This is a genomic window from Sinobaca sp. TMA16-18, assembly GCF_059510535.1.
The window spans coordinates 222,963-249,527 of record NZ_JCAKFM010000001.1 but is presented as its reverse complement, the minus strand read 5'-3'; the positions used below and the strand labels follow the sequence as shown (position 1 = coordinate 249,527).

Annotated in this window: 25 protein-coding genes; 23 read left to right on the top strand and 2 right to left on the bottom strand. The window is 47.4% G+C overall.

Annotated features, from left to right (window positions below; translation table 11 throughout):
• Nucleotides 1-42: 42 nt before the first annotated feature.
• The 13 genes from AC5W14_RS01305 (at nucleotide 43) to rpe (ending at nucleotide 12,979) form a co-directional block, all read left to right on the top strand.
• Complete coding sequence (locus AC5W14_RS01305; protein ID WP_496193516.1) at nucleotides 43-921, top strand: YicC/YloC family endoribonuclease; 879 nt, start codon at nucleotides 43-45, stop codon at nucleotides 919-921.
• Between the two features lie 74 nt (nucleotides 922-995).
• The gene (gene remA, locus AC5W14_RS01300) at nucleotides 996-1,256 is read left to right on the top strand and encodes an extracellular matrix/biofilm regulator RemA (RefSeq protein WP_120192302.1); all 261 of its coding nucleotides are present in this window, start codon (nucleotides 996-998) and stop codon (nucleotides 1,254-1,256) included.
• Nucleotides 1,257-1,287: 31 nt separating this feature from the next.
• Nucleotides 1,288-1,902 (top strand): guanylate kinase, encoded by a 615-nt coding sequence (gene gmk / locus AC5W14_RS01295; protein ID WP_496059409.1) that lies wholly within the window; start codon nucleotides 1,288-1,290, stop codon nucleotides 1,900-1,902.
• Between the two features lies 1 nt (nucleotide 1,903).
• Complete coding sequence (gene rpoZ, locus AC5W14_RS01290) at nucleotides 1,904-2,134, top strand: DNA-directed RNA polymerase subunit omega (RefSeq protein ID WP_120192300.1); 231 nt, start codon at nucleotides 1,904-1,906, stop codon at nucleotides 2,132-2,134.
• A gap of 42 nt (nucleotides 2,135-2,176) precedes the next feature.
• Complete coding sequence (gene coaBC / locus AC5W14_RS01285; RefSeq protein ID WP_496193515.1) at nucleotides 2,177-3,409, top strand: bifunctional phosphopantothenoylcysteine decarboxylase/phosphopantothenate--cysteine ligase CoaBC; 1,233 nt, start codon at nucleotides 2,177-2,179, stop codon at nucleotides 3,407-3,409.
• Nucleotides 3,406-5,817, top strand: coding sequence for a primosomal protein N' (gene priA, locus AC5W14_RS01280; protein WP_496193514.1), 2,412 nt, complete (start codon nucleotides 3,406-3,408; stop codon nucleotides 5,815-5,817). The genes coaBC and priA overlap by 4 nt, the downstream gene beginning before the upstream one ends.
• 88 nt (nucleotides 5,818-5,905) lie before the next feature.
• Nucleotides 5,906-6,853 (top strand): methionyl-tRNA formyltransferase, encoded by a 948-nt coding sequence (gene fmt / locus AC5W14_RS01275; protein ID WP_496059660.1) that lies wholly within the window; start codon nucleotides 5,906-5,908, stop codon nucleotides 6,851-6,853.
• A complete protein-coding gene (gene rsmB, locus AC5W14_RS01270) occupies nucleotides 6,843-8,189 on the top strand; it encodes a 16S rRNA (cytosine(967)-C(5))-methyltransferase RsmB (RefSeq protein WP_496193513.1) in 1,347 nt (448 codons plus the stop codon). The genes fmt and rsmB overlap by 11 nt, the downstream gene beginning before the upstream one ends.
• 16 nt (nucleotides 8,190-8,205) lie before the next feature.
• Nucleotides 8,206-9,288: a dual-specificity RNA methyltransferase RlmN gene (rlmN, locus tag AC5W14_RS01265; RefSeq protein WP_496059413.1), complete on the top strand. Its 1,083-nt coding sequence runs from the start codon at nucleotides 8,206-8,208 to the stop codon at nucleotides 9,286-9,288.
• A gap of 14 nt (nucleotides 9,289-9,302) precedes the next feature.
• Nucleotides 9,303-10,058: a Stp1/IreP family PP2C-type Ser/Thr phosphatase gene (locus AC5W14_RS01260; protein WP_496193512.1), complete on the top strand. Its 756-nt coding sequence runs from the start codon at nucleotides 9,303-9,305 to the stop codon at nucleotides 10,056-10,058.
• The gene (gene pknB, locus AC5W14_RS01255) at nucleotides 10,058-11,440 is read left to right on the top strand and encodes a Stk1 family PASTA domain-containing Ser/Thr kinase (protein WP_496193683.1); all 1,383 of its coding nucleotides are present in this window, start codon (nucleotides 10,058-10,060) and stop codon (nucleotides 11,438-11,440) included. Before AC5W14_RS01260 ends, pknB begins: the two co-directional genes overlap by 1 nt.
• Before the next feature lie 11 nt (nucleotides 11,441-11,451).
• Entirely contained in the window at nucleotides 11,452-12,330 is an 879-nt protein-coding gene (gene rsgA / locus AC5W14_RS01250) for a ribosome small subunit-dependent GTPase A (protein WP_496193511.1), read from the top strand.
• 4 nt (nucleotides 12,331-12,334) lie between these two features.
• The gene (rpe, locus tag AC5W14_RS01245) at nucleotides 12,335-12,979 is read left to right on the top strand and encodes a ribulose-phosphate 3-epimerase (protein ID WP_496059417.1); all 645 of its coding nucleotides are present in this window, start codon (nucleotides 12,335-12,337) and stop codon (nucleotides 12,977-12,979) included.
• A gap of 93 nt (nucleotides 12,980-13,072) precedes the next feature.
• Here the strand turns inward: rpe and rpmB are convergent, their stop codons facing one another.
• A complete protein-coding gene (gene rpmB / locus AC5W14_RS01240) occupies nucleotides 13,073-13,261 on the bottom strand; it encodes a 50S ribosomal protein L28 (protein WP_120192291.1) in 189 nt (62 codons plus the stop codon).
• Between the two features lie 247 nt (nucleotides 13,262-13,508).
• Between rpmB and AC5W14_RS01235 the strand changes: the two genes are divergently transcribed.
• From AC5W14_RS01235 to rnc, 9 genes are all read left to right on the top strand, one after another.
• A complete protein-coding gene (locus AC5W14_RS01235) occupies nucleotides 13,509-13,871 on the top strand; it encodes an Asp23/Gls24 family envelope stress response protein (RefSeq protein WP_496059418.1) in 363 nt (120 codons plus the stop codon).
• A gap of 21 nt (nucleotides 13,872-13,892) precedes the next feature.
• Complete coding sequence (locus AC5W14_RS01230) at nucleotides 13,893-15,566, top strand: DAK2 domain-containing protein (protein ID WP_496059419.1); 1,674 nt, start codon at nucleotides 13,893-13,895, stop codon at nucleotides 15,564-15,566.
• Nucleotides 15,567-15,814: 248 nt separating this feature from the next.
• A complete protein-coding gene (gene recG / locus AC5W14_RS01225) occupies nucleotides 15,815-17,863 on the top strand; it encodes an ATP-dependent DNA helicase RecG (RefSeq protein WP_496193510.1) in 2,049 nt (682 codons plus the stop codon).
• Nucleotides 17,864-17,933: 70 nt separating this feature from the next.
• Nucleotides 17,934-18,488: a transcription factor FapR gene (gene fapR / locus AC5W14_RS01220; protein WP_496059421.1), complete on the top strand. Its 555-nt coding sequence runs from the start codon at nucleotides 17,934-17,936 to the stop codon at nucleotides 18,486-18,488.
• Between the two features lie 22 nt (nucleotides 18,489-18,510).
• On the top strand, nucleotides 18,511-19,509 hold the full coding sequence (plsX, locus tag AC5W14_RS01215; protein WP_496193682.1) for a phosphate acyltransferase PlsX: 999 nt from the start codon (nucleotides 18,511-18,513) through the stop codon (nucleotides 19,507-19,509).
• Nucleotides 19,506-20,447: an ACP S-malonyltransferase gene (gene fabD / locus AC5W14_RS01210; RefSeq protein ID WP_496193509.1), complete on the top strand. Its 942-nt coding sequence runs from the start codon at nucleotides 19,506-19,508 to the stop codon at nucleotides 20,445-20,447. Before plsX ends, fabD begins: the two co-directional genes overlap by 4 nt.
• Nucleotides 20,447-21,187: a 3-oxoacyl-[acyl-carrier-protein] reductase gene (gene fabG / locus AC5W14_RS01205; RefSeq protein ID WP_496059423.1), complete on the top strand. Its 741-nt coding sequence runs from the start codon at nucleotides 20,447-20,449 to the stop codon at nucleotides 21,185-21,187. Before fabD ends, fabG begins: the two co-directional genes overlap by 1 nt.
• A 106-nt stretch (nucleotides 21,188-21,293) precedes the next feature.
• Entirely contained in the window at nucleotides 21,294-21,527 is a 234-nt protein-coding gene (gene acpP / locus AC5W14_RS01200) for an acyl carrier protein (RefSeq protein ID WP_120192284.1), read from the top strand.
• 242 nt (nucleotides 21,528-21,769) lie between these two features.
• Entirely contained in the window at nucleotides 21,770-22,498 is a 729-nt protein-coding gene (rnc, locus tag AC5W14_RS01195) for a ribonuclease III (protein WP_496059662.1), read from the top strand.
• A gap of 54 nt (nucleotides 22,499-22,552) precedes the next feature.
• Here rnc and AC5W14_RS01190 read toward each other — a convergent pair whose 3' ends face one another.
• Nucleotides 22,553-22,780, bottom strand: a complete 228-nt coding sequence (locus AC5W14_RS01190) for a DUF1128 domain-containing protein (RefSeq protein ID WP_496059424.1) — start codon at nucleotides 22,778-22,780, stop codon at nucleotides 22,553-22,555.
• Nucleotides 22,781-22,985: 205 nt separating this feature from the next.
• On the opposite strand from AC5W14_RS01190, the gene smc reads away from it, so the two are divergent.
• The gene (gene smc, locus AC5W14_RS01185; RefSeq protein WP_496193508.1) at nucleotides 22,986-26,549 is read left to right on the top strand and encodes a chromosome segregation protein SMC; all 3,564 of its coding nucleotides are present in this window, start codon (nucleotides 22,986-22,988) and stop codon (nucleotides 26,547-26,549) included.
• The last annotated feature ends 16 nt before the right edge of the window (nucleotides 26,550-26,565 follow it).

Below are 26,565 nucleotides of genomic sequence, written 5' to 3'. Positions count from 1 at the left end.
AATGATAAAATTAGGTAGAATATATGAGCGGATGTGATAAAAATGGCTGTAAGCATGACAGGGTTTGGAACGTCAGCAGTATCTATTGGAGACGCCACCATACATATTGAAATAAAAACAGTGAACCACCGTTACAGTGATACTGTGCTCCGTATGCCCGGCGTCTTTCATTCGGCGGAGCACGTAGTCCGGAAACATATAGCCGCAGGCATCAGCCGGGGCAAGGTCGACGTGTTTATGTCGATTGAAGGAATTCTTCCCTCCGCCAAAAAAGTCTTCGTAGACTGGGGACTTTTAGCTGATTATCTCAGTGTTGCCGAAAAAATGGACCGGATGGAAATGTTTAGGCCGGCGCTGTCAGCAGAATCGTTTATCCTGCATTCGGATGTAGTGCATGTGACGGAAAATCCACAGCTTGGCGAAGCGTGGCAGGAAGCCCTTCTTTCCGGGGTTCAGCAGGCGCTTGATGCCGTTGTGCTGATGAGAACACATGAAGGCCATGCGCTCACGCAGGATCTTCAGGACCGGCTTTACCTGCTTGAAGATTTTACAAAGCAGCTTGAGGAAAGAGTGCCGGCTATCGTGGAAGGATACCGTTCCAGGCTGGAGCAGCGTTTAAAGGAAGTCGATACCTCCCACCTTCCCCATGAGGACCATCTGTACCGGGAAGTGATCCTGTTCGCTGAGAAAATCAGCATAGCGGAAGAGATCACCAGGCTGTACGCCCATATTAAGCAGTTTACCTACATTTTAAATGAGCAGACGGCGGTGGGAAGAAAGCTTGACTTTCTGCTGCAGGAAATGAACAGGGAAATGAACACAATCGGCTCCAAAGCAAGCGATGCCCCATCAAGCCACATTGTGGTGGAGATGAAGAGTGAGCTTGAAAAAATGAGAGAACAAGTTCAAAATATAGAGTAGATATCGAACGCATTTTCGTCTATACTCAAACAAGCAGGAAAGAGCACGGTTGACCAGAATAGGGGGGTAACACATTGAGCATAAAACTAATAAATATAGGTTTTGGCAATATTGTTTCAGCAAATAGAATTATATCCATCGTAAGCCCTGAATCGGCACCGATTAAACGAATCATTCAGGAAGCGCGCGACCGGAGCATGCTGATTGATGCTACGTACGGCAGAAGAACAAGAGCGGTCATTATTACAGACAGCGATCACGTTATTTTGTCAGCCGTACAGCCTGAAACGGTTGCACAGAGGCTTCACACGAAAGAAGAACTCTCCGAAGATTAATTTTTGAACAGAAGGAAGGACGTTGTGTACTATGAAAGACGATAAGGGGCTGCTCATCGTATTATCGGGCCCGGCCGGTGTAGGCAAAGGCACGGTCTGCAGCGCTTTGAGAAAAAAAGACAGCAGCATTGAATATTCTGTGTCCGCTACAACAAGAAAGCCGCGTGAAGGAGAAATAGATGGCGTAAACTATTTCTTTAAGACCCATGAGGCTTTTGAAGAGATGATAGCGCAGGATAAGCTGCTGGAGCATGCCAAATACGTAGATAACTATTATGGTACACCGATTGATTACGTACTGGATACGATTGAAGAAGGACGCGACGTCATTCTTGAAATTGAAGTCCAGGGCGCAAAGAAAGTAAGGGAAAAACATCCGGAAGGGATATTTATTTTCCTGATTCCGCCGAGTCTGGCTGAACTTCGTGATAGAATTACAAAGCGGGGGACGGAAACCGCGGATATTATCAACAAGCGCATGGATATCGCGAAAGAGGAAATCGAGATGATGGACTATTACGATTATGTCGTGCAAAATGATGAAGTAGAGAAAGCAGTTGAACGTGTGCAGTCGATTGTCACTGCGGAGCACTGCAGAAAAGAACGCCTTATAGACAAATACAAAAAAGCAGTGGAGGTCGAATAATATGTTATACCCATCAATTGATACACTTATGACTCATATTAATTCAAAATATACGCTATGCACTATCTCAGCAAGACGGGCAAGAGAACTTCTGGAACTTGAAGAAGCGGTGCCGATGATTGATAACATCAAGTCTGCGAAGTACGTAGGCGTGGCTCTGGAAGAAATTGAACGTGGAAAGCTGGACTATACAGCTTCGGACGATCCTTCCAAACAGCAGCAGGATAAGTAAAACACAGCGGCCTTCTTCACAGGGGGCGGCTTTTTTTTTCAAATGGATGAACGGCAGGAGGAAAACCAGATGCAGGGAAAAAATATAGTACTGGCAGTAAGCGGTGGAATTGCTGTTTTCAAAGCAGCCGCCCTGGCCAGCAGGCTTAAGCAGAGCGGGGCTCATGTGAAAGTGATGATGACCGGCCACGCCCAGGAATTTGTTACGCCGCTGACGTTTCAGGCGTTAACGAGAGAGCGGGTCTATACCGATACGTTTGCTGAAAAAGAACCGGAAGTGGTCGCCCATATCGATATCGCCGACTGGGCGGATATTTTTATTGTGGCACCGGCAACATCCAATATTTTAGGGAAGCTTGCCAATGGAATCGCGGACGACATGGTCACGACCACCGCGCTCGCTACGAAAGCTTCCATGTATGCAGTGCCGGCGATGAACGTAAACATGTACAATCATCCCGCAGTACAGCGCAGCATGAATCAGCTGAAGCAGGACGGCTATCGTTTTGTCGAGCCGGGTGAAGGTTATCTTGCCTGCGGCTGGATCGGCAAAGGACGCATGGCGGAGCCAGAAGATATTATTGCGTTTTTAACCTATCAGGAAAAAAACAAACAAACGCTCTCCGGACGGCGTGTACTTGTAACAGCGGGACCAACGCATGAGTACATTGATCCCGTGCGTGTCCTGACGAACCCGTCCAGCGGTAAAATGGGGTTTGCGTTTGCAAAAGCCGCCGCAGACATGGGAGCAGACGTAACGCTGGTCGCAGGCCCGGTTAAGCTGGATACACCGCCGGGAGTCAAGCGGATGGATGTAACGTCTGCCGCAGATATGCACCGTGAGGTGATGGCAGCAGCCGGCAGTCAGGATATTATTGTGAAGGCGGCCGCTGTCAGTGACTATCGTGCAAAAGAACGGCTGGCCCATAAAGAAAAGAAAACAGCGGGCAGCCATCAGATAGAAATGGAACGCACGGCAGATATTCTGCAGGAATTAGGAAAGCTTGCCGTAAAACCGTATCTTATTGGTTTTGCAGCAGAGTCGGAAAATATCGAATCCTATGCGCAGGAAAAATTGAACCGGAAAAACGTAAATATGATTGTGGCCAACAATATCGCTTCCGCCGGTACCGGATTTAATACGGACACAAATGAAGTATTTGTTGTACAACAAGAAAAACCGACCGTGCACCTGCCGCTGCAGAGCAAACAGGCGATAGCTGAAACCATTCTTTCGATGGCGGTTGATCAGTTAGAGGATGCGGATAAGAAATGATCGCTAAAGTGATTGTGGATGTGCCTACCGGCCAGACGAACAGATTGTACGATTATAAGATTCCGGAGGGAATGGAGGAATTTATCCAGCCCGGAATGAGAGTGAACGTGCCTTTCGGACCCCGCCAGATTCAGGGGTTTGTAACGCAGACCACAGACGCTACGGAAGTAAAAAGGATTAAAGAAATCACCTCTCTGCTTGATCCCTCGCCGGTATTAAGCAGAGAGCTTCTCCAGCTGGGCCAATGGATTGCAGAAGAAACGGTGTGCTTTTTAATTACCGCCTATCAGTCGATGGTTCCTTCGGCAATCCGCGCCAAGCCGAAAAAAAGACTGTTTCTCGCTGAAGATCCTGAAAACGTACCTGCTGAAATTGCAGCCGTGTTTGCCGGAAAAACGATGGTGGACTGGGAAGCTTTTCCGGCAGAAAAGCAGGTAATGAAGCTGTTAAATGAAGAAATTCTGGCAGGGCGAGTTATCGTTGATTATCTGCTGAAGAACCGGACCGAAAAAAAGATGCAGACAGTATTGTCTTTAACGAAGGAATATCAGGCAGTCGGAGCCGAACATAATCTGTCCGCGGGCGCCAAAAAGCAGCAGCAGATCGTTGAGTGGATGCAGCAGAAGCTCGGGGATAAAGAAATTGCCCAGCCGGAGCTGCTCGTCAATACCGGTGCCGGGCGCCAGGCGGTACGCGCTTTAGTCGATAAAGGACTGCTCGTTGAAAAGAAGACAGAGTTTTACAGGGATCCGTTTAAAGATAAAACGTTTCAACAGTCCAAGGCGCTTCCGTTAATGGAAGAACAACAGGCGGCGGTAGACAGTATTCTCGGCAGTCTCCATGCCGGCCGGACAGACTCCTACCTGCTGCACGGCGTTACAGGCAGTGGAAAGACGGAAGTGTATCTGCAGGCTATTGATGAGGTTATTTCGCAGGGAAAAGAAGCCATTGTCCTTGTGCCGGAAATATCATTGACCCCACAGATGGTTAATCGATTTAAAGGAAGATTCGGATCCGAAGTGGCCGTGCTGCATAGTGCGCTTTCCGCCGGAGAAAAATATGACGAGTGGCGGAAGATTCATAGAAAAGAAGTGAAGGTGGCAGTCGGCGCCAGATCGGCTGTGTTTGCCCCATTTGAAAACCTGGGATTAATTGTGATGGATGAAGAGCATGAAGGAAGCTACAAGCAGGAAGACCATCCGCGCTATCATGCCAAACATGTTGCCATCTGGCGGGCGGAACACCATCACTGCCCAGTCGTATTCGGAAGCGCGACACCGAGCCTTGAATCCTACGTGCGTGCTGAAAAAGGTGTCTATACGCTGCTCGAGCTTCCGCAGCGTGTGAACCGCAAAGCAATGCCGGAAGTGACCATTAAAGATATGCGAGAAGAGCTCCGGCAGGGAAACCGCTCCGTTTTTTCCACGCTTCTGCTCGATAAACTAAAAGAGCGGCTGGAGAAAAAGGAACAGAGCGTCCTGTTTTTAAACCGGCGCGGCCATTCGACATTTGTTATGTGCCGGGACTGCGGGTTTACGCCTTCCTGCCCGCACTGTGAAATTACGCTCACTTATCATCATACGAACCGACGCTTGAAATGCCATTACTGCGGGCACGAGGAGCAGATGCTGCATACATGCCCTTCCTGCCAAAGCAGCCAGATTCGTTTTTTCGGTACGGGAACCCAGAAGGTGGAAGAAGAGCTGACGAGGCTTCTGCCGGAAGCACGCATCATCCGGATGGATATGGATACGACGAGCCGGAAAGGATCGCACGAGAAACTGCTTGATGCGTTTGGAAACGGGGAAGCGGATATTCTGCTTGGTACGCAGATGATCGCAAAAGGACTCGATTTCCCGAGAATCACGCTGGCAGGAATACTGGCCGCAGATACGATGCTTCACCTTCCTGATTTCCGAGCAGCGGAACGAACGTTTCAGCTTCTGACACAGGTCAGCGGACGGGCCGGAAGGGATAAGCTGAAAGGTGAAGTAGTGGTGCAGTCGTACACGCCTGAGCATTACAGCATTCAGCATGCCAAAACCCATAATTACAAAGCGTTCTATCAGGAAGAGATGCTGCAGCGCAGGCGCGGCGGCTATCCGCCGTTTTATTATTTAACGATGGTGAACGTAGCACATGAAGATTTAGCCGAAGTGATGAAAATATCCGATAAAATTACCGGGTATATCCGCAGTTCCCTTTCCGAAAAAGCAGTAGTACTCGGTCCTACGGTTTCTCCTATTGCAAGGATTAAAGATAGATATCGGTATCAATGCATGATAAAATATAAAAATGAACCCGAGCTTACGAAAGTGCTTCAGTCTGTAGCGGAGCGCTACAATCAGGACATTGCAAAAGGGAAGCTTCAGCTTTCCATGGATATGCACCCTTATATGTTTATGTAAATAGAGCCCCGCGGACCATCGTGACAAATGGAGAGCGGGGTTGTTTGTTTGTTACAAGTACTCATCGTAATTAGAAAGGAAGACACAGCTGATGAAGATCGTTTTTATGGGAACACCCGATTTTTCCGTGCCGGTTCTGCAGGGACTGCTGGAAGAAGGGTACATGATCACCGCTGTGGTTACACAGCCGGATCGCCCGAAAGGAAGAAAAAAAGTTCTTGCGCCGCCGCCGGTAAAAGTAGAAGCGCTAAAGCAGGGACTGAAAGTGCTGCAGCCGGAAAAGCTGAAAGGAAGCCCGGAGTTAAAAGAAATTATTTCCCTTCAACCGGATCTGATTGTTACTGCGGCTTATGGACAAATCCTGCCAAAAGAGCTGCTTGATACACCGGCTCTTGGAGCAGTTAATGTTCATGCATCTCTGCTTCCAAAATACAGAGGAGGCGCGCCGATTCACCAGGCGGTTATGGACGGGGAAGAGAAAACGGGCGTAACGATTATGTACATGGTGCCAAAGCTTGATGCCGGAGATATGCTGACTCAAGTGGAAGTGGCAATCCAGGAAGACGATACGACCGGCACGATGCATGACAAATTAAGTGAAGCCGGGGCCCGGCTGCTGCTGGAAACCATTCCGCTTTTGGAGGCAGGAAAAGCTGTTCCCCGCAAGCAGAATGAAGCAGAAGCAACGTTTGCCTCCAATATTACAAGAGACCAGGAAAAAATAGACTGGAACAGGACCGCCCGGGAAATCCACAATCAAGTGCGGGGTCTGTTTCCATGGCCGATTGCTTACACAATGTATGAAGATAAGTTATATAAAATCAGAAAAACCATCCGCCTGAATGAGAAGCACGAAGGAAAACCCGGAGAAATTGCAGCTGTTAAGGAAGATGCACTCTGGATTACAGCAGGCGATGGCCTGCTTCTTGCGGTGACGGAACTTCAGCCATCCGGAAAGAAAAAAATGGCAGTAGAAGAACTGCTGAGAGGCAGGCATCCATTTGCAGAGGGGAAGCGTTTCACGAGTGAAGACTAAACAGCCGAATGACGTCAGAAGCATTGCCGTTTCTTTAATAGAGAGAGTGGAAAAGGAGGGCGCATACAGCCATTTAGTGCTTGATGCGGCCATTAAAGACCGGCTCGTGCCGGAGCGTGATACCGCGCTTCTTACCGAGCTTGTCTACGGAACGATCAAACGAAGGAATACATTAGACTACTGTCTGAATGCCCATGTAAAAAAAGGGGTAGGCTCCTTACAGACGTGGGTTGCGTCGCTGTTGAGAATGTCGCTGTATCAAATGATTTATCTGGATCGGGTGCCGGAAAGAGCTGTTTTGTATGAAGCCGTCCGCATTGCCAAAGAAAAAGGACATGAAGGCATCGGCAGTCTCGTGAACGCCGTGCTCCGTTCCTATCAAAGAGCCGGTTTTCCTGAACTCCCGGAGCAAATGAACCGGCTCGAAAAGCTGTCGATAGAATACAGCCACCCGCTGTGGCTGCTCAAAGAGTGGGAAGCAGCCTACGGCAAAGAGAATACCGAGGCAATGGCGGCGCAGAATCTGGTGCCCCCGCGCACGAACATCCGGATAAACCGTATGAAAGGTTCCAGAGAAGACGTGATGGACAAGCTGGAGCGTGAAGGCTGTGAAACCGAACCCGGCTCTTTATCCGAAGACGCACTTGTCGTGCTGTCTGGAAATGTGCTGATGACCAAAGCATACAACGAAGGTTTTTTTACCATACAGGATGAAAGCTCTATGCTTGTTGCCAGAGCACTTGACGTCTCACCGGGCATGACGGTGCTCGACGCGTGTGCGGCTCCTGGCGGAAAAACCACTCACATTGCTGAACGGATGGAAAATCAGGGAACGGTGCACGCCTTTGATCTTCATCAGAAAAAGCTGAGGCATATTGAGGAACAGGCAGACAGACTCGGTCTGTCGATTATTACCACAAAAAAGCTGGATGCCAGAAATATTCTTACCGAGGCAGAAGAGCAGCAGTATGACCGGATTTTAATAGACGCGCCGTGCAGCGGCATGGGCGTTATCCGCAGAAAACCGGAATTAAAATGGAACAAACAGCCGGATGACTTAAACTCCCTGCCTTCGATACAATATGATATATTAACAGAAGCAGCTAAAACCTTGAAAATAGGCGGCAGGATCGTGTATAGTACATGCACAGTGCGTCCGGAGGAAAACGAACAGGTAGTGGAGGCATTTTTAGAAGCCCATCCTTCCTTTGTTCGGGATGATTCCATGAAAAGGCGCTTCACTCAGGACACGGAAAGCGGAAGTGATTGGACGATTCTTCCGCATGATTACGAGACGGACGGTTTTTACATTGCGGCACTTGAAAGAAAAGGGTAAGAAAGAGGGATTTTAAATGCAGGAATTAAAAAAAGAAGTACAAGCGGAAATCGCAGGGAAAAAAGGTTCTATCTACACGCTCCAATTCGATGCTTTAAAAGCATGGCTCCAAGAAGAAGGAGAGCCGTCCTTCCGGGCGGACCAGATTTTTTACTGGCTTTATGATAAACGGGTGGAGCAGTTTGATGAAATGACGAACCTCTCCAAGCCGCTTAGAGAGAAACTAAGCAGTACGTTTTCGATTACCCCGCTGAAAGAAGTGGCTAAGCAGGAATCAGTAGACGGAACGGTTAAACTGTTGTTTGAACTTGAAGACGGCAACACGATCGAAACGGTTGTTATGAAGCATGGCTATGGCAACAGCGTATGTGTGACCAGCCAGGTAGGCTGCAGACTGGGCTGTACGTTCTGTGCCTCCACGCTCGGCGGCTTAAAGCGTAATCTGGAAGCCGGAGAAATCACGGCCCAGGTGCTCGCTTCCCAGCGTGCGCTTGATGAAAAAGGCGAGCGGGTCAGCTCTGTCGTTGTTATGGGAATTGGAGAACCATTTGATAACTATAATGAACTGATTGGCTTTTTAAAGGTTATTAATCATGACAAAGGCTTAAACATTGGTGCCCGTCATATAACGGTTTCCACAAGTGGTGTCGTACCAAAGATTTATGATTTTGCGGATGAAAAACTGCAGATTAACTTCGCGGTTTCCCTGCATGCACCGACTACAGAAATAAGAAGCCGCCTGATGCCGGTAAACCGTGCGTGGCCGCTTGATAAATTAATGGAATCTATTAAGTACTATCAGGAGACGACCAATCGCCGGGTCACGTTTGAATACGGCCTGTTTGGCGGCGTCAACGATCAGGTGGAACATGCAAAACAGCTTGCAGAACTGATAAAAGGCCTTAAATGCCACGTGAACTTAATACCGGTTAACTACGTGCCGGAGCGGGATTACGTACGGACAAAGCGTGAAGACATTTTTGCCTTTGAGAAAACACTCAAAGAAGAAGGAGTCAATGTAACAATCCGCCGTGAGCAGGGCCATGATATTGATGCAGCATGCGGTCAGCTCCGTGCGAATGAAGGAAAAAAGAAGTGAGGTGAACCGCTCCCTTGAAGCAGGCGTATAAAACCATTACCGGCAGAGTGAGAAGACACAATGAAGATGCCGCAGGTATTTTTGAAAACCAAAGCGGCGAGTATTTGGCAGTCGTTTGTGATGGAATGGGCGGACACCAGGCAGGAGACACAGCAAGTGCAGCCGCTCTGGACATACTAAAACGGGAGTGGGAGAATGAACCGCTCCCGCTGTTTCCTGAAGAAGCCAGAGCCTGGCTTGTGAACCGTATGGAGAAAGTAAATACGGCTATCTTTGAACTGTCCCGGCAGAGTACCTATCTGCAGGGCATGGGAACAACCGCCGTGGCTGCAATATGCACCCCGGGGTTTATAGCAATCGGCCATGTGGGAGACAGCCGCGCCTATTTATTTGATGAGCACGGCGTATACCAGAAAACCCAGGATCACTCACTTGTGAATGAACTTCGCCTGAGGGGTGAACTGACGGAAAAAGAAGCCGAAAACCATCCGCGAAAAAATGTGCTTACCCGTGCACTCGGCACAGAAAAAACCGTTAAATGTGATGCTTCGGTCATAGAATGGGATAAAGGGGAAGGCGTCTTTTTATGTTCAGACGGCCTTTCCAATAAAGTAACAAGCCTGGAAATCGCTGACTTTCTGCAGAATAAAGATTCTGTAGAAGAGGCGGTGGAAGGGATTGTACATAAAGCAAACGACCGGGGCGGAGAAGACAATATTACGATTGCTGCTGTTATTAATTCCTTTTCTATGGAAAGGAGGACCCAGTGATGAACCTGATCGGCAAACGAATGAATGACCGTTATGAAATCATCAGCCTTATCGGCGTCGGCGGAATGGCCCATGTGTATAAAGCCAATGACATCATCCTGGAACGGTTTGTCGCTGTTAAAATCCTTCAGCCCCAGTATAACGCAGACAATGACTTTATCAGACGCTTCCACCGGGAAGCACAGGCCGCGACGAGCCTGCATCACCCCCATATTGTGAATATTTATGATGTAGGCGAAGACGAGGATACCTATTATATCGTGATGGAATACGTAGAGGGCATGACTCTGAAAGAAAAGATGATACAAGAAGGACCGCTGCCAATAGACGAGGCCGTAGAGATTATGAAGCAGGTCCTGGGCGCCATTGAGCAGGCCCATGCCAATAGAGTGGTGCACAGAGACCTGAAGCCGCAGAACATATTAATGAAAGGCCATACTGCTAAAGTAGCTGACTTCGGGATTGCCCGGGCGGCATCTTCAGCTACAATTACCCACACCAATTCTGTACTTGGCTCCGTCCATTATTTATCACCGGAGCAGGCAAAAGGAAGCGTCATCACCCACCGTGCGGATATATACTCCCTCGGCATTCTTTTGTTTGAAATGGTTACGGGAGGGCTTCCATTTAAAGCGGAGTCGGCCGTAAGCATTGCGCTCATGCACATTCAGGAAAGTATACCGATGCCTTCAGACAGCCGGAGGGGTCTGCCGCAGAGTATAGAAAATATTATCCTGCGGGCGGTGGAAAAAGATCCGGATGACCGGTACCAGACGGCCTTTTCCATGAAAGCAGACCTGCAGACGTCGCTCCAGGAAGCCAGGAAAAACGAAGCGCCGTATATCGGATTTTATCAGACGCTGGCAATGGCTTCTGTGTATACTGGTCCTGCTGCGGAAAATGAAGAAACCAAAATACTGCCGGTTCAGGCTGTGACAGGTCCAAGAGAAGACAGCGGCGGACGCAAAAAAAGCCCGCCTAAAAAAACCAGCTGGTTTTTTTCTTTTCTCATTGTGGCGCTCCTGGTGTTTGCATCGATTATTGCCGCGTTTACGTTTGTTCCTGAAATACTAAGCGTAGAAGATGTTGATGTTCCCGAGTTGGAGGGACTGCACGCTGAGGAAGCGCTGGAGCGGCTTGATAATACAGGCCTTGCTGCAGTGCCGGAAGAAGTTGCAATTGAAGATAGAGCCAGCGGAGAAACGACCGGTCAGCAGCCAACAGCAGGCTCTTCTGTGAAAAAACATTCGGAAGTAACGATTTACATTAATGATCTTTCCACAATGGAAATGGCTGAAGACAGCAGCACCAGGCAGGAAAGCGGCTGGGCCTCTATTTGGACAGAGCTTTTGCTGCCGGGCATTGTGCAGGCAGAAGATTAAGAGGAGGAAGCATGCGAGAAGGACTTATTATAAAAGCACTCAGTGGGTTTTATTATGTAAAAAATGAGGACGGCGTGTTTCAATGCAGGGGCAGAGGATTATTTCGAAAGCAGAAAATCTCGCCTCTTGTAGGAGACCGGGTGGAGTTTGATGCCGATAATGACAAAGAAGGCTACGTTCAGGAAATTAAAGAACGCAAAAATGAGCTCGTTCGTCCATCGGTTGCAAATATCGATCAGGGAATACTCGTTTTTTCAGCAGTCGAGCCTGTATTTTCGACTATGCTGCTGGATCGCTTTCTCGTCCATTTGGAAGCCCACGATATAGAGCCCGTTATCGTAGTGACTAAAAAAGATCTGGCCTCTCCAACCGAACAGGAAAAAATAGAAAAATTTGCTGATATGTACCGCAATATCGGGTATCCGGTATATTTTCTGAGCGTCCAGACACCGGAGAGCCTCGAACAAATTTCTCATTTGTTTGCGGGCAAACTTTCCATCTTTGCAGGCCAGTCAGGAGTCGGCAAGTCTACGCTGCTTAATTATTTAAACCCGAAGCTTCAGCTGGAAACAGGTGTCATATCCGATCATTTAAAGCGCGGCAAGCATACGACACGTCACGTGGAGCTCGTGGAAGTATTTGATGGACTGGTAGCAGATACGCCGGGGTTCAGTTCTCTGGAGTTTACCGGCCTGCTTAAAGAAAACGTGGACATCTATTTTCCGGAAATGGCAGAACGGCTGCCGGACTGCAAGTTCAGGGGCTGTACGCATGTGAAAGAACCAGGCTGCGCGGTGACAGCTGCCTGGAAAGAAGGCGATATCGCCGATCATCGTTACCAGCACTACTTGCAATTTTATAAAGAAATCTCAGACATCCGGAGGTACTAAAACAATGACAAAAATAGCACCGTCTATTCTAGCCGCAGATTTTGCACGTTTGAAAGAAGAAATTGAAGAAGTGGATAAAGGAGGGGCGGAATATATTCATATCGATGTAATGGATGGGCACTTTGTACCAAATATTACTATCGGCCCGCTGATCGTAGAAGCTGTCCGCCCCCATACAAATAAAGTACTTGATGTCCACTTAATGATTGCGCAGCCGGACCAGTACATTGAAGCATTTGCCAGGGCGGGAGCCGATATTATTTCTGTCCACGTAGAAGCCTGTCCGCACCTGCACCGTACGATCGAGCTGATTAAGCAATCCGGTAAGAAAGCCGGCGTCGTATTAAATCCGGCCACCCCGGTCCAAAGTATCCTGCCGATTTTAAAAGAAGTGGACCTTGTATTGTTTATGACAGTCAATCCCGGTTTCGGCGGTCAGGCTTTTATTCCGGAAGTAATGGATAAAGTAAGAGAGCTCCGCAGTATTATTGATGAAAAAGAATATAAGGCGGAGATCGAAATTGACGGCGGCGTAAATGAAAAAACTGCAAAGCTCTGTGTAGAAGCGGGAGCCGATGTGCTTGTGGCAGGATCAGCCATCTATAATCAAAAAGACCGTGCCCGAGCAATAGCAGCTATCCGCGGCTAGTATTTCATAATAATATTATGTAAACAAAAAACGAACCAAAAAGAACAGCGGCTGTTAGGCCGCTGTTCTTTTTAATGCGCAGGCAATATATGATTATACGCGCTGCACTTTGCCGGATTTAAGAGCACGAGCAGAAACGTATACACGTTTTGGTTTGCCATCTACTAGGATTCTAACTTTCTGAACGTTAGCATTCCAGCGTCTTTTCGTAGCATTATTAGCGTGGGAACGGTTGTGGCCGGATTTAGGACCTTTACCGGTAATAAAACATTTGCGAGCCATGAAACGCACCTCCTTTATGTTTCTCTGTACCAATTAATTCATACTAAATGATTTTAGCACAACCCTTTCCGCAATGCAATCCTTGTTAAGAAAAGATCTTGACAAGCATTGCAGTGAACAACAAGTGCCGGCTATTTTACAGCTGTGTTCTATAAATATACGGCATCGTTTGTCCAACGCTTTCAAAAACCGCGGGCCTATAGTAAACTAAAAGGCAGAATGTTTAATAGACGGAGGAGGAATATGTATGGCAATAGAAGTTTCATCAACGCATGGAAAAATTGAAATCTCGGATGATGCAATATCCACTGCCGCCGGCGGAGCTGCTGTTGACTGCTACGGTATTGTAGGCATGGCTTCCCAAAAGCATTTTAAAGACGGCATTTCCGATCTGCTCAAAAAAGAAAATGTAGAAAAAGGAATTGTTCTGCGAAGAGAAAAAGAAGAAGTACATATTGATATGTACATTATAGTAAGCTATGGCATTAAAATATCCGAAGTGGCCTCCAATGTACAAAGTGCTGTGAAATACCAGGTCAAGCATATGCTCGGATTAGATGTGAAAGCTGTTAACGTATATGTACAGGGTGTTAGAGTGATTGATGCGTAATAGAAATGAGGAGGAAGCAGCGTGTTGGAAAATGAGTTAAAAGCTTCAAAACTTGCGGACATGCTTGGAGAAGGAGCAGCAATGCTTCACAAGCATGCCCAGGAAGTAGATGCATTAAATGTGTTTCCGGTTCCTGACGGTGATACAGGAAAAAACATGAACCTTACGATATCTTCCGGAATGAAGGAAGTACTGGCATCAGACAACAGTGAATCCGCCGGGAAAACCGCGAAAGCATTTTCCAAAGGCCTGCTTATGGGAGCCAGAGGGAATTCAGGTGTTATCTTATCTCAGCTTTTCCGGGGGTTCAGTCAAGTTCTTGATAAAGAAACGACCGTAACAGCTCAGAAGCTCGCTGCTGCATTTAATGAAGGGGTCCATACCGCCTACAAGGCTGTTATGAAGCCGGTGGAAGGCACTATTCTGACGGTAGCCAGAGAAGGTGCAGCTTATGCCCAATCCCGTCTGGAGGAGAGCACAACGCCGGTAGAATACTTTCGTCACTTAGTGGAAGGTTCGGAGCAGTCACTGGCGGGAACGCCTGAACTGCTTCCCATTTTAAAAGAAGTAGGGGTAGTTGATTCAGGAGGCCAGGGACTCGTTTATATTTATACAGGTATGTACAATGTACTAGCCGGTCTGGCATCGACAGATTCGAGGGAAACGGTGCCTTCTTTGGATGACCTCGTGAAGCTGGAGCATCACCAGCAGGCGCAGACTCAGCTTTCCACCGAGGACATGGAATATGGCTACTGTACGGAAGTCATGATCTGTTTTGAAGAAGATAAATTAAAGAAAATCCCATATGACGAAACAGCCTTCAGGGAAGAACTCTCTGAATGGGGGGATTCTTTATTAGTCGTGCACGATGAGGAGCTGCTGAAGATACATATTCATGCAGAGTATCCGGGTGAAGTAATCAATAAAGCCCAGCGGTATGGCTCCCTGCGTCATATCAAAGCAGAGAACATGCGCGAGCAGCACCAGGCTATCGTAGAAAAAGATGCCGGGCGTAAAACGCAGCCGGTCAGGCCGAAAAGCCGCTACGGGGTAGTAGCTGTATCCGCAGGCCCGGGAATGGACGAGTTGTTTCAAGGCATGGGGGCCCACGAGATTATCAGCGGCGGGCAGACAATGAATCCAAGTACGGAAGATTTTCTCCAGGCGATAGAACGGGTCAATGCCGAGCACGTTTTTCTGCTTCCTAACAACGGCAACATTATTATGGCAGCCGGCCAGGCTGCAGAAGTATCTGAAAAGCAGGCCACGGTCATTGAAACAAAAACGATACCGGAAGGACTAAGCGCGCTTTTGGCTCTAGATGAGTCGAAGGATGCTTCTGTAAACAGCCGGGCTATGACCGAGGCTAAAAGCCATGTAAAAAGCGGAGAAGTTACTTTCTCCGTTCGGGATACGGTTATCAATGGCCGAACGATCGCAAAAGATGACTATATGGGTATTTGCGGGAAGAATATTATCAGCGCAGGATCCGATATAAAAACAGTCACAAATGAGCTTCTTGCCAGCATGATTGATGAGGAGACAGAAATCGTTACCATCATTGAGGGAGAAGACAGCGATGAAGCGACATCGGATGCTGTCCAGGCTTTTATTGAAACGCATTACGAAGAAGCAGAAGTGGAACGCCACCGCGGCGGACAGCCGCTTTATCCTTATATAATTTCTGTCGAGTAGAAAATATATCCAAACAGCAGCAAATGAAAGCCTTTTTGTTAAAGAAAAGGCTTTTTTGCTGTGAGCGTGGTTTCTCCTGTAAAACAGAGGATAGAGAGTGCTATAATAAAGGCGAACGTACATTTCCACTTTTACTTTTCCGCAGTCCTGGAAAAGCAGGGAGGCTGACTAATGAATATGCAAATTCATTTATTATATAAAAATAAAAAAGGCTGTACCTCCAACCAAAAAGAAAGCGGGTGGGTACAATGAGCACGATTCATTTAAATGATCCGGTCGCTGTACTGCATGGAGTCGGGAAAGAAAAAGAGCTGGAACTCCAGCAGATCGGCATTCATACTGTACAGCAGCTGATTGAGCACTTTCCATATAGATACGAAAACCATGAAATTGTTCCGATTCACGAACTCGAGCATGACCAGAAAGCCACCATTACCGGGATGGTGCAGGGAGAACCGCTGCTTCGTTATTTCGGCAGGAAAAAATCAAGACTGACGGTTCGTCTCGTGTGCGACGGTATCCTCGTGACGGCCACTTTTTTTAACCGCGCCTTTTTAAAAAATAAAATCAAACAAGGAGAAGCGGTGACCCTCACAGGAAAATGGGACAAGCACAGGCTCACAATGACTGTTCAGGGGTTTCAGGAAGGGGAACCGGATCCTTCCAAAAGCCTGGCCCCGGTGTACTCCATCGGCGGCAACCTTTCCATGTTTCAGCTGAAAAAGTTCATTCAGACAGCGCTGAAAGAGTACAACAGCGGGATAACAGAAGTACTGCCGGAAGCCTATTTAAAAAAGTACAAGCTGCCCGGAAAACAGAGCGCCTACTGGAGCATCCATCAGCCGGGAAGCCATGAAGAATTAAAGCATGCCAGGCGCCGAATTGTATACGAGGAGCTGCTGTTATTTCAGCTTGGGATGCAGGCATTAAAGCGCTCCAAACGGATGGCAGCCCAGGGAAATAAATTAAGCTACGATAAGCAGCAGTTAAAAGAGTTTATTCAAACGATCCCGTTTTCTTTAACGGGCGCCCAGAAAAGATCCGTAAATGAGATCGTTACCGATATGCTTCAGCCGGGAAGAATGAACCGGCTTCTGCAGGGAGACGTAGGGTCCGGAAAAACAGTGGTAGCTCTTATTGTTATGTATGCCCAGTATTTGGGAGGGAATCAGTCCGCGTTAATGGTGCCGACTGAAATCCTTGCTGAACAGCATTTTCAATCGCTGCAGCCTTTTTTTGAACATACCGGAGTAAAGGTCGGTCTTTTAACAGGGTCTGTTAAAGGAAAGAAAAGGGAGGCAGTATATGAGGCCATTCAAACCGGCGGTGTTGATATTGTCGTAGGTACGCATGCGTTAATTCAGGAAGGAGTGGAATTCCAGAAGCTCGGACTTGTGATTACTGATGAGCAGCATCGGTTTGGGGTAAACCAGAGGCGGACGCTGCAGAATAAAGGCGAAAAGCCGGATGTTCTTTTTATGACAGCGACGCCTATCCCGCGGACTATGGCTATTTCCGTATTCGGCGATATGGATGTATCCGTCATTGATGAGATGCCGGCGGGCAGAAAGCCGATCCAGACGTTTTCAGCGAAACACACGATGCTTGAACGGGTCCTCGGCTTTATGAAAAAAGAATTGGACCAAGGGAGACAGGGATACGTAATCTGCCCGCTGATCGAGGAATCGGAAATGCTCGATGTGCAGAATGCGATTGACGTGCATGCCCAACTTAGTGCCTACTACACAAATTACGAAGTAGGGTTAATGCACGGCCGCCTGTCAGCAGATGAAAAAGAAGCCGTGATGGCTGCCTTTGCCGACGGGCAGGTGTCGGTTCTCGTCTCAACGACGGTAGTCGAAGTCGGCGTAAACGTGCCGAATGCTTCGGTGATGGTCATATATGATGCAGACCGGTTCGGGCTCGCCCAGCTCCATCAGCTGAGAGGAAGAGTCGGACGTGGAGAGGACCAGTCCTACTGTATCCTTCTGGCCGATCCCAAATCAGAAACAGGCAAAGAAAGAATGCGTATTATGGAAGACACCAACGATGGGTTTATCGTCTCAGAGAAAGACCTGGAGCTGAGAGGTCCCGGCGATTTTCTCGGCAGCAAACAAAGCGGCCTTCCTTATTTTAAACTAGCCGATGTTGTTCTGGATTACCGTGCGCTGGAAACCGCCAGACAGGATGCCCAGGACCTGATTAACAGCTCTGCGTTCTGGGAAGAAAAAGAATACAGTCCACTTCGTGATTATCTTCACAACCGGGGCGCCTTAAGAGGTGAAAAGCTCGACTGACGGTTGCAAAAACAAACCTGGAATTATATACTACCTTTATTACCTAGTCATAACATTGGATGGTGTCCTGATGAAATACACTAAAAAGCAGCGCCAGGAAAAATTAAAAAATAAAATTGTAGAAGATCCATTTATCACGGATGAAGACCTGGCTGACTTTTTCAGCGTCAGCGTCCAGACGATCCGCCTGGACCGTCTGGCCTTATCGATCCCTGAACTAAGGGAGCGTATTAAGCATGTCGCCCGTGAGCATTTAGATGATATTAAAGCACTGCCCGAAGAAGAAGTAATTGGGGAAATTATCGACCTTCAGCTTGATAAGGAAGCTATTTCTCTTCTTGATATAGGAAAAGAGCATGTGTTTTCGCGAACCGGCATTGCGCGCGGCCATTATTTATTCGCCCAGGCAAACTCGCTGGCGGTTGCCATTATTGACGAGGAAATGGCACTGACAGCTAAAGCCTCTGTCCTTTTTCACCGCCGGGTAAAAGAGGGAGAACGTGTTATCGCAAAAGCCGAAGTGAAAGGCACAAAAGATGGAAAAACCATTGTACACGTAGTAAGCAATGTGAAAGAAGAAATGGTATTTTATGGAGAATTTTCCATGTACCGTTCAGGAAAATAAATTAATTAAAGGAGCCGGTACAATGAGAATTGCTATTGATGTGATGGGAGGCGACCATGCGCCGAAAGCGCAGATTGCCGGGGCCATGGCAGCCGTCCGCTCTTTTAAGGATATAGAGTTCACTCTCATTGGAGACGAAACAGAGATTTTGAAACATCTATCCGATAAAAAGCAGATGACGATTTTACATACAACAGAAATGATTGACGACAACGATACCCCTACAAAAGCAGTCCGGAAAAAGAAAGATTCGTCGATGGTGCTTGCGGTCCGCGAAGTGAAAGAAGGACGGGCAGATGCATGCATTTCGTCAGGAAATACCGGTGCGCTGATGACGGCAGGCCTGCTTCATATTGGTCGGATTCCCGGAATTGAGAGACCGTCTTTGGCGCCAATGCTACCAACGATCAGCGGCGAAGGCTTCCTGCTTTTGGATGTTGGGGCAAACATGGATGCAAAAGCCTCCCATCTGCTGCAAAACGCCATTATGGGAAGTATCTATATGGAAAAAGTTAAAAAAATGGACCGGCCGAGAGTCGGCCTTGTTAATGTGGGCACGGAGGAAGGCAAAGGGAACGAGCTTACCAAGCAGGCCCACCAGCTCTTATCAACTGCTCCGATCAATTACATCGGAAGCGTGGAAACAAGAGGACTTCTTGAAGGCGGCTGTGATGTAGTAGTTTGTGACGGCTTTTCCGGAAATCTGCTGTTAAAGTCTATAGAAGGTACGGCAAAAACGATTTTTAACCTTCTGAAACAGGAGATGAACTCCAGCTTAAAAAACAAACTGGCAGCTGGTGTGTTAAAGAGCAGCTTTAAAGGTATCGGAGAAAAAATGAATTACGTTCATTACGGCGGGGCGGCGCTGTTTGGTTTAAAAGCACCCGTCATTAAAGCGCACGGTTCTTCGGACCATATTGCCATTTTTCATGCGATACGACAGGCAAGGCAGATGGTAGAAGAAAGTGTAACAACGGTCATTCAGAAAGAAGTCCAGCAGCAACAGGAGGAATCACAATGAAAAAAACAGCCTTTTTATTTCCAGGCCAGGGATCCCAGTATATAGGGATGGGAAAAGAATTGTACGATAGCTCCACAGATGCTAAAAACCTGCTCAATCGGGCGGATGAAGTGCTCGGCTACTCGCTGACAAATTTAATGTTTAACGGACCGGAAGAAGAACTAAAGCAGACGCAGAATGCCCAGCCGGCTCTTTTGGCAGCAAGCATTATTGCATGGAAAGAGCTGGACAAACTAGGAGTGACTGCTGACTTTACCGCGGGACACAGCCTGGGGGAATATTCAGCAGCAGTAGCATCCGGCGTTCTTTCTTTTGAAGATGCCGTACAGGCTGTGCACCAGCGCGGTCTTTTCATGGAAGCGGCCGTGCCGGAAGGAAAAGGCGCGATGGCTGCAGTGATGGGAATGGAACGGGAGGCGCTGGAAGCAGTGACCCGCTCTGTTACGGTAGGAAATGTACAGCTGGCCAATATTAATGCTCCCGGACAAATTGTTATTTCAGGTGATAAAGAAGCCGTTGATCAAGCAGGAGAAGCCGCTAGAGAGCAGGGAGCCAAGAAGGTTATTCCTCTTTCCGTCAGCGGACCGTTTCATTCAAAAGGAATGGAGCCGGCAAAAGAAAAGCTAGCAGACGTTCTGGCTGCGATTGCATTCACCGATGCAGCCACTCCCCTTGTATCCAACGTAACGGCTGAACCTGTTACAGATAAAGAACGAATAAAATCCCAGCTGATTGAACAGGTCACCTCTCCCGTACTTTGGGAAGATTCGATGAACAAACTGATCGAAGAAGGCGCCGTGACGTTTATTGAAATTGGACCTGGCAAAGTGCTGAGCGGCCTGATGCGCAGAATTCAGCGCCGCGGCCTCGACGTTATGGCAGCAGAAGATACGGACACGATAAATAAAGCAGCAGATTCATGGAAAGGAGAGGTATAATGCTAAAAGGCCAGTCCGCCCTTGTAACCGGAGGGTCCAGAGGAATTGGAAAAGCAATTGCGATTGAACTTGCCAAGCAAGGTGTTAATGTAGCAGTAAACTATTCAGGAAACAGGGAAAAAGCAGAAGAGGTGGCCAATTCGTGCCGGAAGTATCAGGTGGAAGCGTTCACCTGGAAAGCAGATATTTCCAAAGAAGACGAAGTAAAAACCATGCTTAAGGAAGTAACTTCGGCTTTTGGAGGGCTCGATATTCTCGTCAACAATGCAGGTATTACCAGAGACAATCTGATGATGCGGATGAAAGAAGACGATTGGGACGACGTGATGAATATTAATCTGAAGGGCGTCTTTTTCTGTTCTAAAGCTGCCGCGCGTACGATGTCGAAGCAGCGCAGCGGAAAGATTATTAATATCGCCTCTGTCGTAGGTATTACCGGAAATCCGGGACAGGCGAATTATACGGCTGCAAAAGCAGGAGTGATTGGACTGACTAAAACCATGGCAAAAGAATTTGCTTCACGTAATATCCAGGTAAATGCTGTAGCGCCGGGCTTTATTGCAACGGATATGACCGAACAAATGTCAGAGGAAGCACGTGATGCTGTTCTGGCACAAATCCCCGCGTCCCATCTTGGGAAGCCGGATGATGTGGCACATGCTGTAACGTTTCTGGCGTCCAGTCAGGCAGGCTATATTACCGGACAGACAATTAACGTCGATGGCGGCATGGTAATGTAAGGTTTCTATCCGCCCTTGCAGAAAAAGGGTGGTTTTTTCAGGGGACATCTTCTATAATGTCTAATAGTGTGTGAGAATGATATATTCTCTCGAGGAGGTGAAAAGCATGGCAGATGTAGAAGAACGCGTAAAAGGTATTGTAGTGGAACGCCTTGGGGTAGAGGAAACAGAAGTAACCAGAGAAGCTAGATTCAAAGAAGATTTAGGCGCTGACTCATTGGATGTAGTCGAGCTTGTAATGGAACTTGAAGATGAGTTTGACCTGGAAATTTCTGATGAAGATGCAGAAAAAATTGTTACTGTGGCTGATGTAGTAGATTACATACAGGCTCAGCAATAACATCCCTGATGATTATCCTTTTTATTAATAAAAGGTATTTGGTATGATATATATGAATAAGCCAAGTTCTTTTAGGAACTTGGCTGTTTCTATATAAGCCTGGAGAAAATGAAAAGGAAACATAGCTGCTTATCGGGCGCTGATGTTTCGCAGAGGAGAAAAGAGTGATGCCAAAAGATATGTCACATTCATCAAGCCAAAAACCGCCGGTATCAAAAAAAAGAAAAAAAACGGGGGCAAAAATGGTGTTTCCTCCTGAACAAAAGCAGCGCATTAGAGAGAAAATGACGCAGCTTGGATTTACATTTAAGACAGAACATTTGTTATTTCAAGCTTTTACGCATTCATCCTATGTGAATGAGCATCGGATCCGGTCTGTACAGGATAATGAAAGACTGGAATTTTTAGGAGATGCAGTAGTCGAACTGGCTGTTTCCCGGTATTTATTTACCCACTTCCCGGATATGAGCGAAGGGGAAATGACGAAGCTCAGAGCGGCAGCTGTTTGTGAACCGTCCTTATCGAAGCTTGCAAAAGAACAGGGATTCGGCGAACTTGTCTTCATCGGAAAAGGAGAAGAAATGACGGGAGGACGACTCCGCCCGGCACTGCTTGCCGATGTGTACGAATCGTTTCTAGGTGCTTTGTATCTCGATCAGGGAATGGAACAGGCTCAGTTATTTCTAAACGAGTCGATGTTTACAAAGCTGAAAAACGGTGCTTTTTCGCATATGATGGATTTTAAAAGCCAGCTTCAGGAAACGATTCAAAAAGAAAACGGGGGCACCCTTCTTTATGAAATTCAGGATGAACGAGGACCTGCCCACAGCCGGGAATTTTTTGCCGTGCTTAAACTCGATAATACGGTACTTGGTGAAGGCACCGGCCGCTCTAAAAAAGAAGCAGAGCAGCAGGCAGCTGAAAATGCCCTGAAATACCTGGAGCAGAACCACGGCAGCGGCTCCAAGTAAAAAAAGACCGCCACTCTTTCCCGGGAAAGAGTGGCGGTCTTCTATTCAGGCAGCTTATCTGCTTTTAGTCAATTTTCCAAGTTCGGATACGATAGCGTCCATTTCACTTACGCTGATCTTGCTTTTAGTGCTTACCATATCGTACAGTTCTTTGATTTCATCATAACGGTTCAGATCAAAGTTTTCAGCGTCAAGTGCTGCCGGGTTTACAATTTGAAGCTTCATTCTCATAACGTCCATCATTTCATGAACATTTTCTGTCGTTGGTTCTTGTAAACTCACACTATCTCCTCCAGATTGTTCGATAATTATTTATTGTAGGGGTTTTTCCCAAAAAGAGCAAAGGTAAATTACAGGATGAATGCTTCTGAACCCTGAAAGAATATGATAAAATAAAGTGTTGCAGTGAAATATCAGCGCAGACTCTGGACAAAAATCCAAAACGTGCCGGCTGAAATAAAATACGAAATAATAGAGGGGGAATTGGATGTTCCTCAAACGATTGGAAATTCAAGGATTTAAATCCTTTGCTGAAGAGATGGACATAGAATTCACACCGGGAATGACAACCGTAGTTGGTCCCAATGGAAGTGGAAAAAGCAATATTGCAGATGGGATACGCTGGGTGCTCGGCGAGCAGTCGCCCCGGTCTTTACGTGGTGCAAAGATGGAAGATGTTATTTTTGCAGGAAGCGATACGAGAGCTCCGCTGAATATGGCTGAAGTAACGCTTGTACTCGACAATGAGCAGGAAGAGCTTGGAATGGAATGGGGAGAGATCAGCATTACACGAAAGCTTTACCGCTCCGGGGAAAGTGAATACTTAATGAACCGGCAGCCCTGCCGGCGCAGGGATATTGTTGATTTGTTTATGGACTCCGGAATGGGAAGAGAAGCTTTTTCCATTATCGGGCAGGGCAGAGTGGAAGAAGTGCTCTCGAGCCGACCAGAAGACAGGCGCTCCATATTTGAAGAAGCAGCCGGTGTTCTTAAATACAAACAAAGAAAACAACAGGCAGGCCGGAAGCTCGAGGACACAGTGGAAAACCTGCAGAGAGTCGAAGATATTCTGCATGAACTTGAAAGCCAGATCGAGCCATTGAAAGAACAGGCATCGCTGGCAAAAGAATACTTGGAAAAATCTGAAGAACTCGAGCAGCAGGAAGCCGCTCTTACAGTTTATGAAATAGAAGAACGGCATGCAAAATGGGAAACACAGGTTGCTAAAGCCGAAGAATTAGAAAAAAAATATAAACAAACGGAAAAAGAATGGACCGGTCTGCAGGAAGAACGCGAGCGGTTAACAAGCAGGATGAAAAAACATGCCATTGACCTGGAAGAAAACCAGCAAAAATATATGATGCTCCGGGAGCAGCTGGAAAAAGAAGAAGGAAGACGCCTGCTGTTTCAGGAAAAAGAAAAAAATATCGAAGAAAAAAAAGCGGAGCTGCAGCAAAGAATAGAACAGCTGCATGGACAGTCTGACTCCACCCGAAAAGACTGGGAAGCGAGAAAAGAAGAGCTGGAGCAGCTCAAAGCTAAAGAAGAGCAGGTAAAAGAGTCCTTGTCGCTCATTCAAAAGCAGCTTGCCGAAAATATGAATTCTCTGCAGCCGCAGATAGAAGACATGAAATCGGATTATATCGAAAAGCTCAATGCCCGTGCAGCGATCCGTAATGAAGAAAAATACCTTCAGGATCAACAGGCGGGAATGCGCCGTAAAGCCGGGTCCGCTGATGCCGAAAATGAAGCTTTTCTAAACGAGCGCAAAGAAGCCGAAGCCGTATTTGCAGAAAAGCAGAAAGAAAGCAGCGAATGGAGCAGCCAGGATCTGGCCTGCAAAGAAGCCGAAGAACAGGCCGAAAAAAACAGCCGGCTGATAAGCGCTGAGGCATCGGAAAAAGAAAAGCAGATGTACAAAGCCTACCGCTACCTGGATGAGGCTAAATCGAGGCTTTCGCTGTTAAAAGAAATGGAAACCGATTATTCTGGTTTTAATCAAGGTGTAAAAGAAATATTACAAGCGCGCAGTGCAAAGCTCAAAGGCATTATCGGAGCCGTGGCGGAACTGATAACAGTGCCGGAGAAATATGTAACGGCCGTGGAAACTGCTCTTGGCGCTGCCATGCAGCATATTGTCGTAGAAGAGGAAGCAGACGCACGTGCGGCGATTGCCCATTTGAAGCAGCAGAAAAAAGGAAGAGCAACCTTTCTTCCGATCACCTCCATCCGCCGAAAAGAAGTACCGGCAAATACAAAAAAACAACTTGAGCAAATGACCGGCTACGAAGGAGTGGCAGCGGAGCATATTGCGGCAGATGATACCTACCACGCGATCGTCCATTCCCTTCTCGGTCATGTAATTTTAGCGGCAGATCTGGAAGCGGCCAATCAAATGGCGAGACAGTCCGGATTCCGTGTGCGAATCGTCACGTTGGAAGGCGATGTAGTGAATCCGGGCGGTTCAATGACCGGCGGGGCTCTGCAGCGTCAGGGCTCGGCTCTGCTCGGCAGAAAACAGGAAAGAATCAAGCTGGAAGAATCGTTAAAAGACATGCAGAAAAAGACCGTGCAGCTTGAAAAAGAAGCAGAGCAGGCAAAACAGGAAGCTGCAAAACAATATGAAGACTGGCAGGTTGCAAAATCAAAACGGGAACAAGCCCGCTTAAAAGCGGAAGAGGCAAGAGGACTTGCCCATGAAGCAAAAACAAAGCTGGACAGCGTCACTTCAAGGCTCTCTCATTATGACCGGGAAGCTCTTTCCCTGCAGGCGGAGCTGAACCGTATTCAGGAACGAGAAGCGCTGCTCCAGGAAAATAAAGAATCAGTGCAGGCGGCAGTTGAAAAGCTGGATGAAGATATTTCAGCAGCCGAACAGAAAGAAAAAGCCAGGACAGCTGCAGTAAGCGAAGCGAAAGAAAAAGAAACAGCCTGGAAAATGGAATGGTCGGCGCTGCACGAAACGGTCGTTAACCAGGAACGAGAAGTTGCCCGCCTTCAAAAAGAACATGAACAAAGAAAAACAGAGCTTCAACGCGCGGAAGAGGACCTGGAGTATTTTACAAATGATATTGTATCCATGCAGGGCGGCGAAAAACAGCTGCAGTCCGACATAAAGCAGGTAAAAGAAGCCATTGAAGAGCTTTCTGCAAAAATAGAAGCCGGTCGAATCGACCAGCAGCGCAGATCGGAAAAAAGTGAAGAGATCGAACAAACGCAGATAAGACTCCAAAAAAAGCAGACAGAAGAACAGAACAGCCACCATGAAGCAAAAGTACAGGTCAACCGTCTGGATGCCGAACTGGAAACAAGGCTTCAGTTCATTCAGGATCATCTGTCAATGAGCTTTGAGCGGGCAAAAGACACGTATACATTAGAAGGCGAGCCGGAAGCGGTCCGTGACCGGATTCACCTGCTCAAGCTCGATATTGACGAGCTAGGAACGGTGAACCTTGGTGCTGTGGAAGAGTACGAAAGAGTGTACGAACGATTTACCTTCCTTTCCGCCCAGAAGCAGGATTTGACCGGAGCCAAAGAATCCCTCGATGAAGTAATGGAAGAAATGGATGAAGAAGTAACCCGCAGGTTCAGCGAAACGTTTACAGCTATAAAAAAAGAATTCCACCAGATTTATGCGGAATTGTTTGGAGGCGGGGAAGCCGATCTGTACCTGACCAATCCGGACGAGCTGTTGACGACGGGAGTAGATATCATGGCACGGCCGCCGGGCAAAAAAAGGCAGCATTTATCCCTGCTGTCCGGAGGCGAAAAGGCACTGACCGCTATTGCGCTGCTGTTTGCAATTGTAAAGGTTAAACCGGCACCTTTCTGTGTGCTCGATGAAGTAGAAGCAGCTCTTGATGAAGCGAATGTAACGAGATTTGCCAAATACCTCCGGACGTTCAGCGAAACGACTCAGTTTATTGTAATCAGCCACCGTAAAGGAACAATGGAAGAAGCAGATGTGCTGTACGGGGTGACGATGCAGGAGTCCGGCGTTTCGAGAATGGTTTCTGTGAAGCTCGAAGAAGCTATGAAAGCAACAGTATAAGACAAACGAGGAGGAA